Genomic DNA, 14655 nt, shown 5'->3' with positions numbered 1-14655 from the left:
CTTGGTAGGTAACTCACTGACCACTACGCGATGACCCACCCCAAAGCCCTCAAGACACACCGGGCACAGTCCATCCCGTCCGGCTCCAGCCCCGAAACCCCACCAACCCAGGGGACTTACCCTCGTGCTGCCGCTCCTGCGCCCGTCGCTCATCTACGGCGGCGGTATCGCCTTCCTGCTGGGTCTCGGGCAGTTCACCGGGCCCCTCCTGCTGGGCCAGAACAACGGCGTCAACGTGCTGACCACCGACATGTACCGTCGGGTGTCGGAGTCGCCGGCGGACTTCGCCGCGGCTGCTGCCGCCGGTTCGCCGCTGGTGATCCTCGGCATCGCGATCGTCCTGGTGCAGAAGCTCTTGCTGGGCAACCAGAGTCGCTTCGTCACCCACGGTGGCAAGGCCTTCAAGCCGACCGTCGGCCGCGCCCGCTGGGCCAGCGCGACCCTCATCGTCTACGCGGTGGTCGCGCTGATCATCCCGCTGGTGGGCCTGGTGATCGTGTCGCTGACGCCGTACTGGTCGGGCTCGCTGACATGGAGCCTGTTCACGCTGGACAACTTCCGTGAGCTCTTTGCCAACGCCGCGGTGGTGGAGTCGATCGTCACCAGCGTCCTCACGTCGCTGGGCGCCGTCGCGATCTGCATCCCGATCGGTTACGCGATGGCGAACCTCCTGGTGCGCGGCCGCCGGCACAAGGTCCTCGGCCTGGTCGGCGACCTCATCACCGCACTGCCACTGGGCATCCCGGCCGTCATCTTCGGTGTGGGCTTCCTGTTGACCTACAGCGAGCCGCCACTCATCCTGTACGGCACCCGCACGGTCATCGTCCTCGTCTACGTGGTGCTGATGCTGCCCTTCGCGGTGCGGATGCAGATGACCGCGATGCTCTCGCTGGGCAATGCCTACTTCGAGGCATCGGCGACCAGCGGCGCCTCGCCCATGGTCACCAACCTGCGGATCATGTTGCCGCTCATGCGTCCTGCGATCCTGAGCGCCGTCGCCCTGATGTTCATCCTGCTGACCCACGAGTTCGCGGCGTCACTGCTGGTGCGGGCGTCCACCACCCAGGTGATGGGCACCCTGCTCTACGACATGTGGCAGAACGGGTCCTACCCGCAGGTCGCCGCGATGGCCCTGTTGATGACCGCGGTGACGGCTGCCGGCGTGGGCGCGGCGATGGTGGTCGGCGGGCGCAACGTCCTCAGCAATCTGTGACACGTTTCCCTAGGAGTACGAGATGAGTGTGGGTGCGGACCGGCTCACGGGCAAAGTCGCCCTGGTGACCGGTGCCACCGGCGGCATCGGCGTCGAGATCGTGCGCCGCCTGGCCGCCGAGGGTGCCTCGGTCGTCCTGACCGACATCCCCGGCGCGCCGCTGGAGGAATTGCGGGACGGGTTGCCGGATCCCGACAGGCATCTGGCGGTCGCTCTCGACATCGCGTCGGAGGGCGGGTGGAAGAGCGTCGTCGGCGTTGTCGCGGAGCGCTTTCCGTCCCTGGACCTGTTGGTCAACAACGGCGCGGTCGGAAGCCTCGCCTCGGTTGTGGACGAGGACCTCGACCGCTACCAGCGCGTGATCGATGTGTCCCAGACCGGCACCTGGCTCGGGATGAAACACGCCGGCGCACACATCGAGTCCACCGGGGGTGGGGCGATCGTCAACCTGTGCTCGATCCTGGGAACCGTCGGTGGACTGGGGAACAGCTTCAGCTATGCCGCCGCCAAGGGCGCGGTCCGGACCATGACCAAGAACGCCGCCCTGTACTGGGCCAAGCGCGGTGTCCGGGTCAACTCGATCCATCCGGGCTTCATCGGCACCGAGCAGCTCCTGGAGCGTTACGAGGGAACCGAGCGGCACGCCGCGATGATCGCGAACACGCCGATGGGCCGGCTCGGTACCGCGGAGGACGTCGCGGCAGCGGTCGCCTTCCTCGGCGGCGACGACGCCCGCTACATCACCGGCACCGAGCTGTACGTGGATGGTGGCTGGACCTGCGCCTGAGCCGGACCACCACCTTTTATCAACGGAGGAACACATGAGAACTCGCAGACTCGTCGGCGCGCTCGCGGCGGCGACCCTCGCCCTGACGGTCGCCGCGTGCGGCGGAGGGTCCGAGCCGTCCGGCCCCGTCGACGGCCCCTGGGAGAACGTTGTCGAGGCCGCCAAGAAGGAGGGCAAGGTCACCCTGTACTCCACCCAGGCCGCGCCCCGTCTTGCCGACCTGGAGAAGGCGTTCGAGAAGGAATACCCCGAGATCGATCTGGAGGTCGTGCGCGGCGTCGACGCCGACCTGCTCTCGAAGATCGATGCGGAATCGCGCTCCGGCAAGGGAATCGGCGACGTCGCTGTCATCACCGACGTCTCGTGGATGAAGGCGAATGCGGACAACGACGTCGCCGTCCCCGTCGTCGGGCCCGCCTTCGATGCCCCGGACTACAACCGTGCGACGAGCATCGTCGACGACCGGTTCTTCCTCGAGGGTGCCGTCATCCTGGGTCTGGGCTGGAACACCAAGGCGGTTCCGGGCGGGATCAAGGATCCCCGCGATCTGCTCGATCCGTCGCTGAAGGGCAAGATCGGCATCGTCAACCCGGCGACCTCGCCGACCTACCTCGACTACTACGCGCATCTCGAGAAGTACTACGGCGGAGAGGACTTCATCAAGAAGCTGGCGGCGCAGAACCCCCGGATCTACCCCAGCAACCAGCCGCTCGGCCAGGCCGTGGCCTCGGGTGAGGTGAGTGTCGGCCTGATGACCGATCCGATGTTGCAGGCCAAGAACTCCGGTGCCCCGGTGGACTGGACCGCCGGACCGCATGTCTGGGGTGCCAAGTGGTACGGCCTGGTGCTCGGTTCGTCGCCGCATCCCAACGCCGCCCAGGTACTCGCGGACTTCATGGTGACGCCGGCAGGCCAGGCGGCCACCACGCCCGGTTACGCCTCGGTCCTGCCGGGCATCGAGGGATCGGTCGCAGACGCCCAGAAGGTTGCCGACCAGAACCTCGACGTCACCACGGGTCAGGGTGCGCAGAAGTACCGCTCCGAACTGGAGCAGATCCTGCGATGAGGTCGCGGCTCCCAGGGGCGGTCGGCCGGTTGCGGCGACTGTCCCTGGTGGCCGCCGCGACGGCGGCCCTGACCATCACCGCGGCCTGCGGCGCCGAGCAGCCCTCGCCGGTGACCGTCTCGGACGATTGGGACGAGGTGGTCGCGGCCGCCGAGCGGGAGGGCAGCGTCCACCTGTATTCGACGCAGCACCCGGACAACCTCCAGAAGCTCAAGGCGGCGTTCGAATCCGCCTACCCGGGGATCACCCTGGAGTTCACCCGCGGCACCGATGTCGAGATCAATCCGCGTGTGGAGGCAGAGAATCGCACGGGTCGTGGGATCGCGGACGTCCACATGTCGTCGGACTTCGCCTGGATCACGCGGGCGGCGGACTCGGGTGAGTACTCCGTCGAACCGGTTGGACCGGACTTCGACGCCCCGGCCTACGAGCGGGCGCGCAGCGTGATCGACGACCGGTTCTTCCTCGTCAGCGGTGCCGCCTTCGCCCTCGGATGGAACACGCACGCGCTGCCCGACGGTCTCGACCGACCGGGAGACCTCCTCGACGAATCCCTGCGCGGGCGTATCGGGGTGGTCAATCCGCAAGGATTCGCCCCCGTCGTGGACGAGTACCGGTTCTTCGACGAGAACTGGGCGCACGACTTCACCGAACGTCTGGCCGCGTTGAGGCCCCGGATCTATCCCGGCGCGCTGGCCGTCGCGCAGGCCCTCAACTCCGGCGAGATCGTGGCGACGCCGATGGTCCCGCCGCTGGTGCGGGAGCAGGAATCCGGTGCCCCGGTGGGCTGGAAACTGCCGCAACCCTATTGGGGGACGCCGTGGTACTCGCACGTGCTGGCCTCGGCGCCGCATCCGAATGCGGCGCAGGTGCTCGCCGACTTCCTGGTCACGCGTGACGGACAGATCGCATTGTCCAAGGGCTACGCCTCCGCACTGCCGGACATCCCCGGGGCGGTGGCCCGGGCTCAGGACATCCCGCTACCCGACGTCGACACTCTCACGTCGGAGTCGATCGACCGGTATCAGCAGGAGTGGCATCAGAAGTTCGTGTCCTGATCCGTCCTCCGCGCAGATGCCCTGAGAGGAGATCCGATGACCGTCGGAACCGCCTTCCCCGAGTTGTTCTCGCCGATGGAACTCGGCGGGATCACCCTTCGAAACCGGCTCGTGGCCCTCCCGGCCGGTACGAGCCTGGTCGAGCACGGCGTGCCGACCGCCGGCGACACCGATCACTTCGAGCGACTCGCCGCCGGAGGGGTCGGGATGATCGTCGGTGGTGCGACCGTCGTGCATCCGACCACGACCCTCCGGTCACGCAAACTCGTGGAGGCCTACCAAGACGAGGTCGTACCCGCCACCGCGAAGAAGGTCGCCGCCGTGCATCGCCACGGATCGCGCCTGATCGTTCAACTGGTCCACCTCGGACGGGAGTTCATCGGCGGCGAGTCCGATTCGCCGCCGGTGGCGCCGTCACCGATCAAGACCTATCGGGACGCCTACCCGCCGCACGAGCTCACCGTTGCGGAGATCGAGGACATCGTCGAGGGCTGGGCGACCTCGGCGCGGAACCTGATGGCCGCCGACGCAGACGGACTCGAGATCCACGCCGCGCACGGGTATCTCGTCGCACAGTTCATGTCACCGCTCACGAATCGCCGGACGGATTCCTTCGGCGGCAGCTTCGAGAACCGCATGCGATTCGGCCGGTTGGTCGTGGAGGCCATGCGTGCGCAGATGCCGGCCGGGAAGCTCCTCGGGGTGCGTCTGAGCGGCGAGGAGGAGATACCCGGCGGCATGACGATCGACGACTGCGTCCGGATCGCCGAGTACTACGCCGGCCTCGGGGTCGACTACCTCAGCATCACCCACGGAACGCGCGGGACGTACGTCAAGGATTCGAGCCAGCCGGACGCGGTGGCGGTCGGGTCCGCGGCGCGGGTGCGCGCCGCGACCGGCATACCGGTCCTGGTCGGCCAGCGCATCCGCGACGCGGCGACCGCCGAGCACATCATCAAGCGCGGTCAGGCCGATCTCGTCGGGATGGCGCGGGCGCTGATCGCCGATCCCGAGCTGCCGAACAAGTCGGCGGAGGGCCGGTTGTTGGAGATCCGCGGGTGCCTGGGTATCAACCAGGACTGCCGGGCATTCGATCCGCATCTGCACTGCGCGGTCAACGCCGAGGTCGGCCGCGGACGCCACCCGAACCTGGGTGTGCGGGCGCCGGAGAGCAAAGAGGTCTACGTCATCGGCGGCGGGCCGGCGGGCCTCGAAGCCGCTCGCGTCGCGGCCGAGCGAGGCCATCGTGTGACCGTGTTCGAGGCCTCCCCCGAGCTAGGCGGAGCCGTGCGAACCGCCGCGCGTGCGCCTCATCGCAGCACCCTGATCGACATCATCGACTACCTGGGTCACGAGATGCGGCGTCTCAAGGTCGACGTGAATCTCGCCGCGCCGATCGAGCACGACGACTTCGGAGAGGTCACGAACGTCGCGGACCATGTCGTCGTGGCGACCGGGTCGCGGCCGGCGCCGCCGCCGGCATGGTTGCCGCCGGAGGCCTCGGCGACCGTGGACCAGACGATCCTCGGCGAGCTTCCCTCGATCAACACGCGCGATGCGGTCGTCGTCGACGACGGGGACGGGTTCTGGCCCGCCTACAATGCGGCCGAGGCCCTCGCGCAACAGGGTTGGCGCGTCACGCTCATCACGCCGCTCGCCTCCCTGTGTTCGCGTATCCCGGCCGAGAGCATCCCGCCCCTGCTCCGACGCCTCGCCGGCGCCGGGGTCACGCTGCAGGTGGCGCGGACGCTGGAGCCGGGGGCCGGCGGCACGTTGCTGAGCCGCCCGGTCTTCGGTGGGGAGCCGGAGACGCTGCCCGAATCGTTGGTGGTCTGGCATCAGCCCCGGATCCCCGTCTCCACCTTCACGTTCGACCCGTCCGACACCACGATCAGTCAGATCGGTGACTGCGTGACCCCACGACGCATCGGGCACGCGATAGCCGAGGGTTATCGCGTCGGTGCCGAGATCTGAGAACAGAGGAGAAGAAATGTACGAGGCCCAGTTCGAGGGCAAGATCGCGGTCGTCACGGGCGGCGGATCGGGAATCGGGGCCGCGACGGTGCGTGAACTCGCCCGCCGCGGAGCCGAGGTCGTGTACGCCGCCGATGTGTCGGCAGAGGGGGCCGAGAAGGTCGCGTCCGGTGTCGAGGGTGCCCGGGCACTGCAGTTGGACGTCTCCGATTCCGCGGCGGTGGCCGATGCCTTCGCCGGGATCGTCGCCGAACACGGCCGGCTCGACGTCGTGGTCCACGCTGCGGGTGTCGACGATCCCATCTCGAAGGCCTGGATGCTGGAGGCCGCGGAGCAGGGCGAGCCCGTCGACGTCACCTCGCGGTTGACCGACGAGATGTGGCGCCGGGTGATGTCGGTGAACCTCGACGGCACCTTCCACGTGTTGCGGGAGTCGGTGCGCGCCATGAAGGGCCGGGGAGGCGGGGCCATCGTGACGGTCGGCTCGTCGTCGGCCTTCGACACCCTCATCGGATACCCGCACTACTCCGCGTCCAAGGCGGCGGTGCACGCGGTGAGCCAGTCGGTTGCGAAAGAGGTTCTGCCGTTCGGCATCCGGGTCAACACGGTGGCGCCGGGCCCGGTCGACACGGGGATGGCGGCCCGGACCCCGGCCCGCGTCCGGGCGGCGATGGAGGCGGGGCCGGCCCGCGGTTACGCCAGCCCGGAGGAACTGGCCGACACGATCCTGTACCTGGCCTCGCCGGGGGCGGCCAATCTCGTCGGCGCGGTGGTCCTGAGCAACGGCGGCAGGTTCACGGTCTGACATCTGGCCGATGACGGAACGGGCCCGTCCGGTACGACGAACCGGGCGGGCCCGAGCTGTACGCGCCGGAGACCCGGATGCGCAAGAGGATGCAGAGTGGCCAGGGCAGACGAGCAGGCCGAGCAGACGAGAAAGCCTGAGCGGAATCGGTTTCCGCTCAGGCTTTCTCGTGTATGTGGTGTCGGGGCTCTCAGGCCTTGACCATCCGGACCAGTGATTCGGTGACCGTCTTGATCAGGTCCTCGAGAGAGATCGGGCCGTCGGGCCGGTACCATCGCCAGACACTCACGAGTGCGCCGAGCACAAGCCGTGCGGCCATCTCCGGGTCGCCGGGAACGAAAGCGCCTGATTCCATTCCGCGCTGCAGCAACTCGGTCCAGTTGTGCTCGATCTGCGCGACCAGCTCGCGGGACTGGACACGCTCGATCTCCTCCTTTTCCGACTGCCGCGGGGTGCTGAGGATGTCCATGTGGTTCTGCAGGATTCGACGCTGGAGCGCGTCGATGGGCTCGGCCTGCAACGAGGCCGCTATCGCCGCGCGCAGCGCCGCCTCCGGATCGCTGATGCCCGCGGTGCCTGCCTCGAATCGTCGGACCGACTCGGCGAGTTCGAGGCGCATGATCGTGAGCAGACAGTGCGCCTTCGACTCGAAGTAGTGGTACAGCGCGGTCTGGCCGATCCCCACCTCGCCGGCGACCGAGGCCCACTTGGTGTGCTCGTAGCCCACCTTGCCGAACTGTTCGATGGCGACGGTCAGGATGCGCGACCGTTTGGATCGAGGTCCGTCCTCACGAACCTTCGAGTCGACTGGCATTGACTATCCCCTCCTGCTCGGTTTCGCCGTTATCCATGGTCGCATGACTTGAACTCAGGTCATGCGGATTTGTGCACACCGGCGAGAATCGACGAGGCGATGCGCGCGCGCTGTGTGGTGGCGTCCCCGGAGCCCGCCTCGTTGACGAGCACGCGCCGATAGTAGCTGTGTGCAGGGTGCTCCCAGGTGAACCCGATGCCACCGTGCAGCTGGATGGTCTCGGTGCAGACCCGGATCGCCGACTCGGCGCAGACCGCGCCCGCGACGGAGGAGGCGAAGGCGACGGCGTCCCGGTCTCCGCCCGCGTCGACCAGGCCGGCGGCATATCGGGCCGCCGAGCGGGCCCGTTCGACGTCGAGGAGCATGTCGGCGATCCGGTGCTTGATCGCCTGGTATGAAGCGATCGCACGACCGAACTGCTTGCGCGAGGTCGTGTACTCGAGCGTCATCTCCAGAAGTCGGGAGGCGATGCCGACGTTCTCGGCGGCCACGGCGATGGTGGCGCGGGCCCCGAGTTCGGCGAGGGCCGCGGCGGTGCCGACCTCGTCGGTCAGCGGGATCGCGGGCGCGGCGTCGAATCGGAGTGTCGCGAGAGGGCGTGTGGGGTCGAGGGATTCGGGGGTGGTCCGGGTGACGACGTCCTCGGAGAGGGGCACGGCGAACAGGCGGCGCCCGTCCGCGGTCGTGGCCGTCACGACGGCGACGTCGGCGATGTGGCCGTGCGGTGCGTGCGTCGCCGTGCCCGACAGGCGCCACTCTGCGGGCGAGCCCGCCGCGGCGGTCACACGGTCGGTGTCGGGGGAGAGGGGCGTGGCGGTGACCACGGCGCTGCCCTCGAGCGCTGCGGCGCGGAGGTCGGCGAGCCGGTCGTCGTCCCCGAGAAGGAGTGCGGGGACGCCCACCGCGGCCGAGGTCAGCACGGGCTCCGGACGGAGTGCGCGGCCGCATTCCTCGAGGACGGTGCAGAGATAGGCCAGTCCGTATCCGAGGCCGCCGTCGGACTCGGGGACCGCCATGGTGGTGACCGCCATCGACGAGGCCAGTTCGGACCAGAGTCCGCGGGAGTAGCCGGGTTCCGTTTCGACGATCCGGCGCACCTCCTCGATGTCCCCCGCCGACGACAGCAGCGAACGGACCGCGTCGCGGAGGTCGTTCTCCTCCTCGGTGGGCAGCAGCGGGATCGTGGTGTCGATGGACCAGGGGCGACCGGCCTCGGCCGGGTGGTCCGCGTCCGGGGAGACGTGCGGTGCGGCGGACAGGGTCTCGGCCGTCCCGGGGTGAATGCTCATCGCTGATCTCCTCTGCCGAGCACGGATGCGCTCAGTAACTGAACAGAACTCAATTCATATTCGTTCGAGGTTGTCGCCCCTGTCAAGCATCTGGACAAAACAAGTCGAACTGAAGTAAGTTCAATTGCGAAACTGCCGTGGTGGTGCGAGAGGAAGCGATGTCAGACCGCGAGGATGCCCTTCATGAAGTAGGCCATCCGTGCGGCGAACTCGGGACTCTGGATGCCGCGTCGCATGCGGACCGCGTCGTTGACGATCGACAGGGCCGCGTGGACCGCGACCGCGCCCTGATCGCGCTTGAGGTCGGCATCGACCTGGATGAGCAGATCGATCCATCGGGCGACGTACCGGCGCTGGATGTCGAGCAGGTCGGCGGCGCTCGCCTGGCCCGCGAGCACCGACGAGTTGTTGAAGCTCACCGACAGGTCCGGCGTGCTGGTGATGACGGTGACGTACGAATCGACCAGCGCGGCAAGAATCTTCGCCGGGTCCTCGGACCTCGAGTGGGCGGCCATCAGGCCGGCCTCCAGGCGGGCTCCGCTGCGATGTCCGATGGCCACGAGTATCGCCATCTTCGACGGGAAGTGCTTGTACACGCTGGGGCCGGCGATGCCGACCGCGCGACCGATCTCGTCGATCCCGACCTCGGAGTACCCTCGCTCGGCCCACAGCGACGCGGCGGCATCGAGGATCTCGTCGCGTCGGGTCCTCGACATACCGCTGATGACCGGCGGGGCGTCGATCGGCGGTGCGGCCGACGGGGTCAGGGTGAGCAGGCGGCGGATCAACTTCTCGATCTCGTCGCGGGCCCGGGTGCTCGACATCCGGGTGCGGTGGACGGTGAGGCTGCCGCTGACGCTCAGGATCGCCCAGGCCAACTGCACCGCCTCGCGCTCGGTGAGGTCGGGGCGCTCGGCGAGCAGTGCCGAGGCCCACTTCCCGATGACCTCGCGGGTCCGGAGCGCGACCTGCTTGTTCTGCTCGACGGTCAGATAGTTGCTCGTCCATCGCCACAACGACGCCGTCTGCGGGCGCTGGACGGCGAGCGCGCACACGTCTTCGATGAGTGCCTGGGCGTCGTCGCCCCCGCGAAGCGCCCGCTCGGTGCAGGCCTCGAGGTGGTCGACCCCCGACATCACGGCGGCGGCGAGCAGCGACTGCTTGTCGTCGAAATGCCTGTACACCGTCGGTGCGGTGACCCCGGCCGCGCGGGCGATGTCGGCGACCGAGACCTGCGGATACCCGCGGTGGACGAAGAGCGACGCCGCGGCATCGACGAGCTGTCGTTTGCGGTCGGCGCCCTTGGTGCGGGTGGCTCTGCGGTCAGGCATGGTGAACTGACCATAGCGCACATCTGAAGAATATCTAGGCCTCTTGACCTTGGGGTATAGCCAAATAGGTGATTCCGCGTTAGCCTCTGGATGTAACCAACTGGTGGTTCGTGTGAAAGGAACTCTTTCGTGCCTGATCAAGCATTCATCTACGAGGCGGTTCGTACGCCTCGTGGCAAGCAGCGCGGCGGCGCGCTGCACAGCGTCAAGCCGGTCGACCTGGCCTCGGGTCTGATCGACGAGGTCCTCGCCCGCCACGGCGGTCTGGATCCGGCCGACGTCGACGACGTCATCCTCGGTGTCGTCTCGCCCGTCGGCGAGCAGGGTGCTGTCATCGCGCGTACCGCCGCCCTGAACAGCGGCCTGCCCGAGAGCGTCCCCGGCACCCAGATCAACCGCTTCTGCTCGTCCGGCCTGGAGGCCTGCAACCTGGCCGCCGCCAAGGTCGCCTCGGGCTTCGACGACCTGGTCCTCGCCGGTGGTGTCGAGTCGATGTCGCGCGTCCCGATGGGTAGCGACGGCGGTGCCCTGTTCACCGACCCGGCCACCGCATACGACCACTACATCGTCCCGCAGGGCATCGGCGCCGACCTGATCGCCACCATCGAGGGCTTCTCGCGCGAGGACGTCGACGCCTACGCCGCCGAGTCGCAGGCCCGTGCCGAGAAGGCCTGGAGCGCCGGCTACTTCGCCAAGTCCGTCGTCCCGGTCAAGGACATCAACGGCGTGACCATCCTCGACCACGACGAGCACCGTCGTCCGGGCACCACCGTGGAGAGCCTCGGCAAGCTGAAGCCCGCCTTCGCCGCGCTCGCCGAGATGGCCGGCTTCGACGACGTCGCGCTGCAGAAGTACCCGAGCGTCGAGAAGATCAACCACGTCCACACCGGTGGCAACAGCTCCGGCATCGTCGACGGTGCCGGCCTGGTCCTCATCGGCAGCGAGGAGGCCGGCAAGCGCAACGGCCTGACCCCGCGCGGCCGCATCGTCTCGTTCGCCGAGGTCGGCAGCGAGCCCACCATCATGCTCACCGGCCCGACCCCGGCCACCGAGCTGGCGCTGAAGAAGGCCGGCCTGACCGTCGAGGACATCGACGTGTTCGAGCTGAACGAGGCCTTCGCCTCGGTCGTCATGAAGTGGATGAAGGACCTCAACATCCCGCACGAGAAGGTCAACCGGAACGGTGGCGCCATCGCCATGGGTCACCCGCTCGGTGCAACCGGCGCGATGATCTTCGGCACCTGCCTCGACGAGCTCGAGCGCACCGGCGGCCGCTACGGCCTGATCACCCTCTGCATCGGTGGCGGCATGGGCGTCGCGACCGTCATCGAGCGTCTCTGACCTTCACAGAAAGACTTTCTGAAACACCATGAGTGACAACATGATCAACTGGGAGAAGGACGCCGACGGCGTCGTCATCCTGACCATGGACGACCCGAACCAGGGCGCCAACACGATGAACGCCCTGTACCAGGAGTCGATGGCCGCGACCGTCGACCGCCTGGAGGCGGAGAAGGACGACATCACCGGTGTCATCCTCACCTCGGCGAAGAAGACCTTCTTCGCCGGCGGCGACCTCAAGGACATGACGAGCGACCGCTCGGATGTCTCGAAGGAAGAGATCGCCACCCAGATCACCGAGACCACCAACGCCATGAAGAAGGTGCTGCGTCGGCTGGAGACCCTGGGCAAGCCGGTCGTGGCGGCCATCAACGGCGCTGCCCTCGGCGGCGGCCTCGAGATCGCGCTGCACACCCACCACCGCATCGCCGCTGACGTCAAGGGCAACCAGATCGGCCTGCCCGAGGTCACCCTCGGCCTGCTCCCCGGTGGCGGCGGCGTCGTCCGCACCGTGCGCCTGCTCGGCATCCAGAACGCGCTGATGAACGTCCTGCTCCAGGGCCAGCGCATGAACCCGACCAAGGCCAAGGAAGTCGGCCTCGTCGACGAGGTCGTCGGTTCGGTCGAGGAACTGATCCCCGCCGCGAAGAAGTGGATCAAGGAGAACCCCGAGGCCCAGCAGCCGTTCGACGTCAAGGGCTACAAGATCCCGGGTGGCGCACCGACCAACCCGGCGTTCGCCGCCAACCTCCCGGCTCTGCCGGCGCTGCTGCGCAAGCAGATCAAGGGTGCGAACATGCCGGCTCCGCGCGCCATCCTGGCCGCTGCCGTCGAGGGCGCCTACGTCGACGTCGACACCGCCGACATCGTCGAGACCCGCTACTTCGTCTCGCTGGTCACCGGCCAGGTCGCGCAGAACATGATCAAGGCGTTCTTCTTCGACCTGCAGCACATCAACGGTGGCGGCTCGCGTCCCGAGGGCTACGACAAGTACACCGCCAAGAAGGTCGGCGTCATCGGTGCCGGCATGATGGGCGCGGCCATCGCGTACGTCTGTGCCAAGTCGGGCATCGAGGTCGTCCTCAAGGACATCGACCTCGAAGCCGCCAAGCGCGGTAAGGGCTACTCGGAGAAGCTCGAGGAGAAGGCCCTCTCGCGTGGCAAGACCACCAAGGAGAAGAGCGACGCGCTCCTCGCCCGCATCCACCCGACCGTGGACGCCGCCGACTTCAAGGGCGTCGACCTGGTGATCGAGGCCGCCTTCGAGTCGGTCGAGGTCAAGCACAAGGTGTTCCAGGAGATCGAGGACATCGTCGAGCCCGACGCCATCCTGGGCTCGAACACCTCGACCCTGCCGATCACCGTTCTCGCCCAGGGCGTCAAGCGCTCCGAGGACTTCATCGGCATCCACTTCTTCTCGCCGGTCGACAAGATGCCGCTGGTCGAGATCATCCGCGGCGAGAAGACCTCGGATGCGGTGCTGGCCAAGGTCATCGACTTCACCCTGCAGATCCGCAAGACCCCGATCGTCGTCAACGACAGCCGCGGCTTCTTCACCAGCCGCGTCATCGGCACCTTCATCAACGAGGCCATCGCGGCCGTCGGCGAGGGCGTCGAGCCGGCGTTCATCGAGCACGCGGGCACCCAGGCCGGCTACCCGGCCGCGCCGCTGCAGCTGATGGACGAGCTGACCCTGACCCTGCCGCAGAAGATCCGCAAGGAGACCGAGGCGGCTCTCAAGGCCGAGGGCAAGGAAGTCCCGCAGCACGGCTCGAACGCGGTCGTCGACTGGATGATCGAGAACGGCCGTACCGCCAAGAAGGACGGCAAGGGCTTCTACGACTACGACGAGAACGGCAAGCGCACCCAGCTCTGGCCGGGCCTGCGCGAGCACTTCAAGTCGGGCTCCGTCGAGATCCCGCTCGAGGACATGAAGGAGCGCATGCTCTTCGCCGAGGCCCTCGAGACCGTCAAGTGCTTCGACGAGGGCGTGCTCAAGTCGGTCGAGGATGCCAACATCGGCTCGATCTTCGGCATCGGCTTCCCGGCGTGGACCGGTGGCGTCGTCCAGTACATCAACCAGTACGAGGGTGGTGTCCCGGGCTTCGTCGCTCGCGCCAAGGAGCTGGCCTCGAAGTACGGCAAGCACTTCGAGCCGCCGGCCTCGCTGGTCGAGAAGGCTGAGCAGGGTGTCACCAAGCTGACCAACGAGAACCTCGTCGTCAGCTGAGACCCGTAGGAAGGGCCCCGGCCGGAATCCGTTCCGGCCGGGGCTTTTCCGTGGTCAGCGTGTGGACTTCGCTATCGCGGCGTCCCTTTCCCGCTCATGCTGGGGCGCTCACTTGACGTGGATACGGCGGGTGCGGCTACGGAGCCGGATGATGGGGTTCGGGGCCGCGTCGGCCAAAGCCGATCACCTTGCCGGTAACGAGTCGGGCGACCAGCAGATCATCGGCAGTGGCCGCAGGACCGTCGACGAGAGTGGGCCGCCAGCGGTCTCGGCCGTGCCGTCGACCAGACGCATGAGGAGGTCCCGTCGATGATCGATGAGGAAGCCCTCGGCGGCCCAGACGGGTTTCGCTCCTTTCGTGCCACTTTGTGGTCTTGAATACGTTGGTGGCGGAACCGAAGCGGGTAGGGACCAGGTACTCGGTGTCCGGAGACATCCGCCAGATTCCGCGCGATGCCGACCACAGAGTCGCCGGGTCGCCTGCCAGGCTCATCCCGATTCTTGTTCGCCGGCGGGCGGCGAACCCGCCGGCCGGTCGGGGAACCGCCGGCCGCCCGCCGACGTACTGCAGTTCTGCGACTACGCTGACGTCAAACCGCACCCCATGAGTTGTGGCGGAATCAATTAGGTGCGGTAGGCGTGGGCGCGGTGGTCGATCTTGACGATGACGATGGTGTGGTTGGGGTCGTCGATGCGTAGCAGGATGCGGTAGTCGCCGCGGCGTGCGCTGTGGAGGCCTTCGAGGTC

11 protein-coding genes and 1 pseudogene are annotated in these 14655 nt (G+C 67.8%); 8 read left to right on the top strand and 4 right to left on the bottom strand.

The window, feature by feature from the left end; genetic code table 11:
* Window positions 1-121: 121 nt before the first annotated feature.
* The 6 genes and pseudogenes from ABFT43_RS22380 to ABFT43_RS22355 all read left to right on the top strand — a co-directional run.
* Window positions 122-1213, top strand: a pseudogene (locus ABFT43_RS22380) (ABC transporter permease); the annotation flags it as partial.
* Between the two features lie 22 nt (window positions 1214-1235).
* Window positions 1236-2000: an SDR family NAD(P)-dependent oxidoreductase gene (locus ABFT43_RS22375; RefSeq protein ID WP_131734662.1), complete on the top strand. Its 765-nt coding sequence runs from the start codon at window positions 1236-1238 to the stop codon at window positions 1998-2000.
* A 34-nt stretch (window positions 2001-2034) separates the two neighbouring features.
* Window positions 2035-3066 (top strand): ABC transporter substrate-binding protein, encoded by a 1032-nt coding sequence (locus ABFT43_RS22370; RefSeq protein ID WP_131734663.1) that lies wholly within the window; start codon window positions 2035-2037, stop codon window positions 3064-3066.
* Window positions 3063-4124: an ABC transporter substrate-binding protein gene (locus ABFT43_RS22365; RefSeq protein ID WP_210753759.1), complete on the top strand. Its 1062-nt coding sequence runs from the start codon at window positions 3063-3065 to the stop codon at window positions 4122-4124. The genes ABFT43_RS22370 and ABFT43_RS22365 overlap by 4 nt, the downstream gene beginning before the upstream one ends.
* Before the next feature lie 36 nt (window positions 4125-4160).
* Window positions 4161-6098, top strand: a complete 1938-nt coding sequence (locus tag ABFT43_RS22360) for an oxidoreductase (protein ID WP_347962436.1) — start codon at window positions 4161-4163, stop codon at window positions 6096-6098.
* Window positions 6099-6114: 16 nt separating this feature from the next.
* Complete coding sequence (locus ABFT43_RS22355; RefSeq protein ID WP_347962435.1) at window positions 6115-6903, top strand: SDR family NAD(P)-dependent oxidoreductase; 789 nt, start codon at window positions 6115-6117, stop codon at window positions 6901-6903.
* A gap of 190 nt (window positions 6904-7093) precedes the next feature.
* On the opposite strand, the gene ABFT43_RS22350 is transcribed toward ABFT43_RS22355, so the two are convergent.
* From ABFT43_RS22350 to ABFT43_RS22340, 3 genes are all read right to left on the bottom strand, one after another.
* Window positions 7094-7717: a TetR/AcrR family transcriptional regulator gene (locus tag ABFT43_RS22350; protein ID WP_347962434.1), complete on the bottom strand. Its 624-nt coding sequence runs from the start codon at window positions 7715-7717 to the stop codon at window positions 7094-7096.
* A 59-nt stretch (window positions 7718-7776) separates the two neighbouring features.
* Window positions 7777-9006 (bottom strand): acyl-CoA dehydrogenase family protein, encoded by a 1230-nt coding sequence (locus ABFT43_RS22345; protein ID WP_347962433.1) that lies wholly within the window; start codon window positions 9004-9006, stop codon window positions 7777-7779.
* 161 nt (window positions 9007-9167) lie between these two features.
* A complete protein-coding gene (locus tag ABFT43_RS22340) occupies window positions 9168-10337 on the bottom strand; it encodes a TetR/AcrR family transcriptional regulator (protein ID WP_168698013.1) in 1170 nt (389 codons plus the stop codon).
* 129 nt (window positions 10338-10466) lie between these two features.
* On the opposite strand from ABFT43_RS22340, the gene ABFT43_RS22335 reads away from it, so the two are divergent.
* On the top strand, window positions 10467-11678 hold the full coding sequence (locus ABFT43_RS22335; RefSeq protein WP_006901075.1) for an acetyl-CoA C-acetyltransferase: 1212 nt from the start codon (window positions 10467-10469) through the stop codon (window positions 11676-11678).
* Window positions 11679-11706: 28 nt separating this feature from the next.
* Window positions 11707-13908 carry a 3-hydroxyacyl-CoA dehydrogenase NAD-binding domain-containing protein gene (locus ABFT43_RS22330; protein WP_006901076.1) on the top strand — a complete coding sequence of 734 codons (2202 nt, stop codon included), beginning with the start codon at window positions 11707-11709 and terminating at the stop codon, window positions 13906-13908.
* Between the two features lie 624 nt (window positions 13909-14532).
* Here ABFT43_RS22330 and ABFT43_RS22325 read toward each other — a convergent pair.
* Window positions 14533-14655 (bottom strand): type II toxin-antitoxin system RelE family toxin (locus ABFT43_RS22325; protein WP_347962416.1); only part of this gene is annotated, 123 nt, incomplete at its 5' end.

Origin of the sequence: Gordonia aurantiaca, assembly GCF_039939235.1 — a bacterium.
Taxonomy (GTDB): Bacteria; Actinomycetota; Actinomycetes; order Mycobacteriales; family Mycobacteriaceae; genus Gordonia.
This window is presented reverse-complemented; position numbering and strand designations above follow the sequence as displayed.

What these genes read in the sequence shown, in the direction of transcription:
- ABFT43_RS22375 (WP_131734662.1), top strand. Translation starts at nt 1,236, where the DNA reads ATGAGTGTGGGTGCGGACCGGCTCACGGGCAAAGTCGCCCTGGTGACC.
- ABFT43_RS22370 (WP_131734663.1), top strand. Translation starts at nt 2,035, where the DNA reads ATGAGAACTCGCAGACTCGTCGGCGCGCTCGCGGCGGCGACCCTCGCC.
- ABFT43_RS22365 (WP_210753759.1), top strand. Translation starts at nt 3,063, where the DNA reads ATGAGGTCGCGGCTCCCAGGGGCGGTCGGCCGGTTGCGGCGACTGTCC.
- ABFT43_RS22360 (WP_347962436.1), top strand. Translation starts at nt 4,161, where the DNA reads ATGACCGTCGGAACCGCCTTCCCCGAGTTGTTCTCGCCGATGGAACTC.
- ABFT43_RS22355 (WP_347962435.1), top strand. Translation starts at nt 6,115, where the DNA reads ATGTACGAGGCCCAGTTCGAGGGCAAGATCGCGGTCGTCACGGGCGGC.
- ABFT43_RS22350 (WP_347962434.1), bottom strand. Translation starts at nt 7,717, where the DNA reads ATGCCAGTCGACTCGAAGGTTCGTGAGGACGGACCTCGATCCAAACGG.
- ABFT43_RS22345 (WP_347962433.1), bottom strand. Translation starts at nt 9,006, where the DNA reads ATGAGCATTCACCCCGGGACGGCCGAGACCCTGTCCGCCGCACCGCAC.
- ABFT43_RS22340 (WP_168698013.1), bottom strand. Translation starts at nt 10,337, where the DNA reads ATGCCTGACCGCAGAGCCACCCGCACCAAGGGCGCCGACCGCAAACGA.
- ABFT43_RS22330 (WP_006901076.1), top strand. Translation starts at nt 11,707, where the DNA reads ATGAGTGACAACATGATCAACTGGGAGAAGGACGCCGACGGCGTCGTC.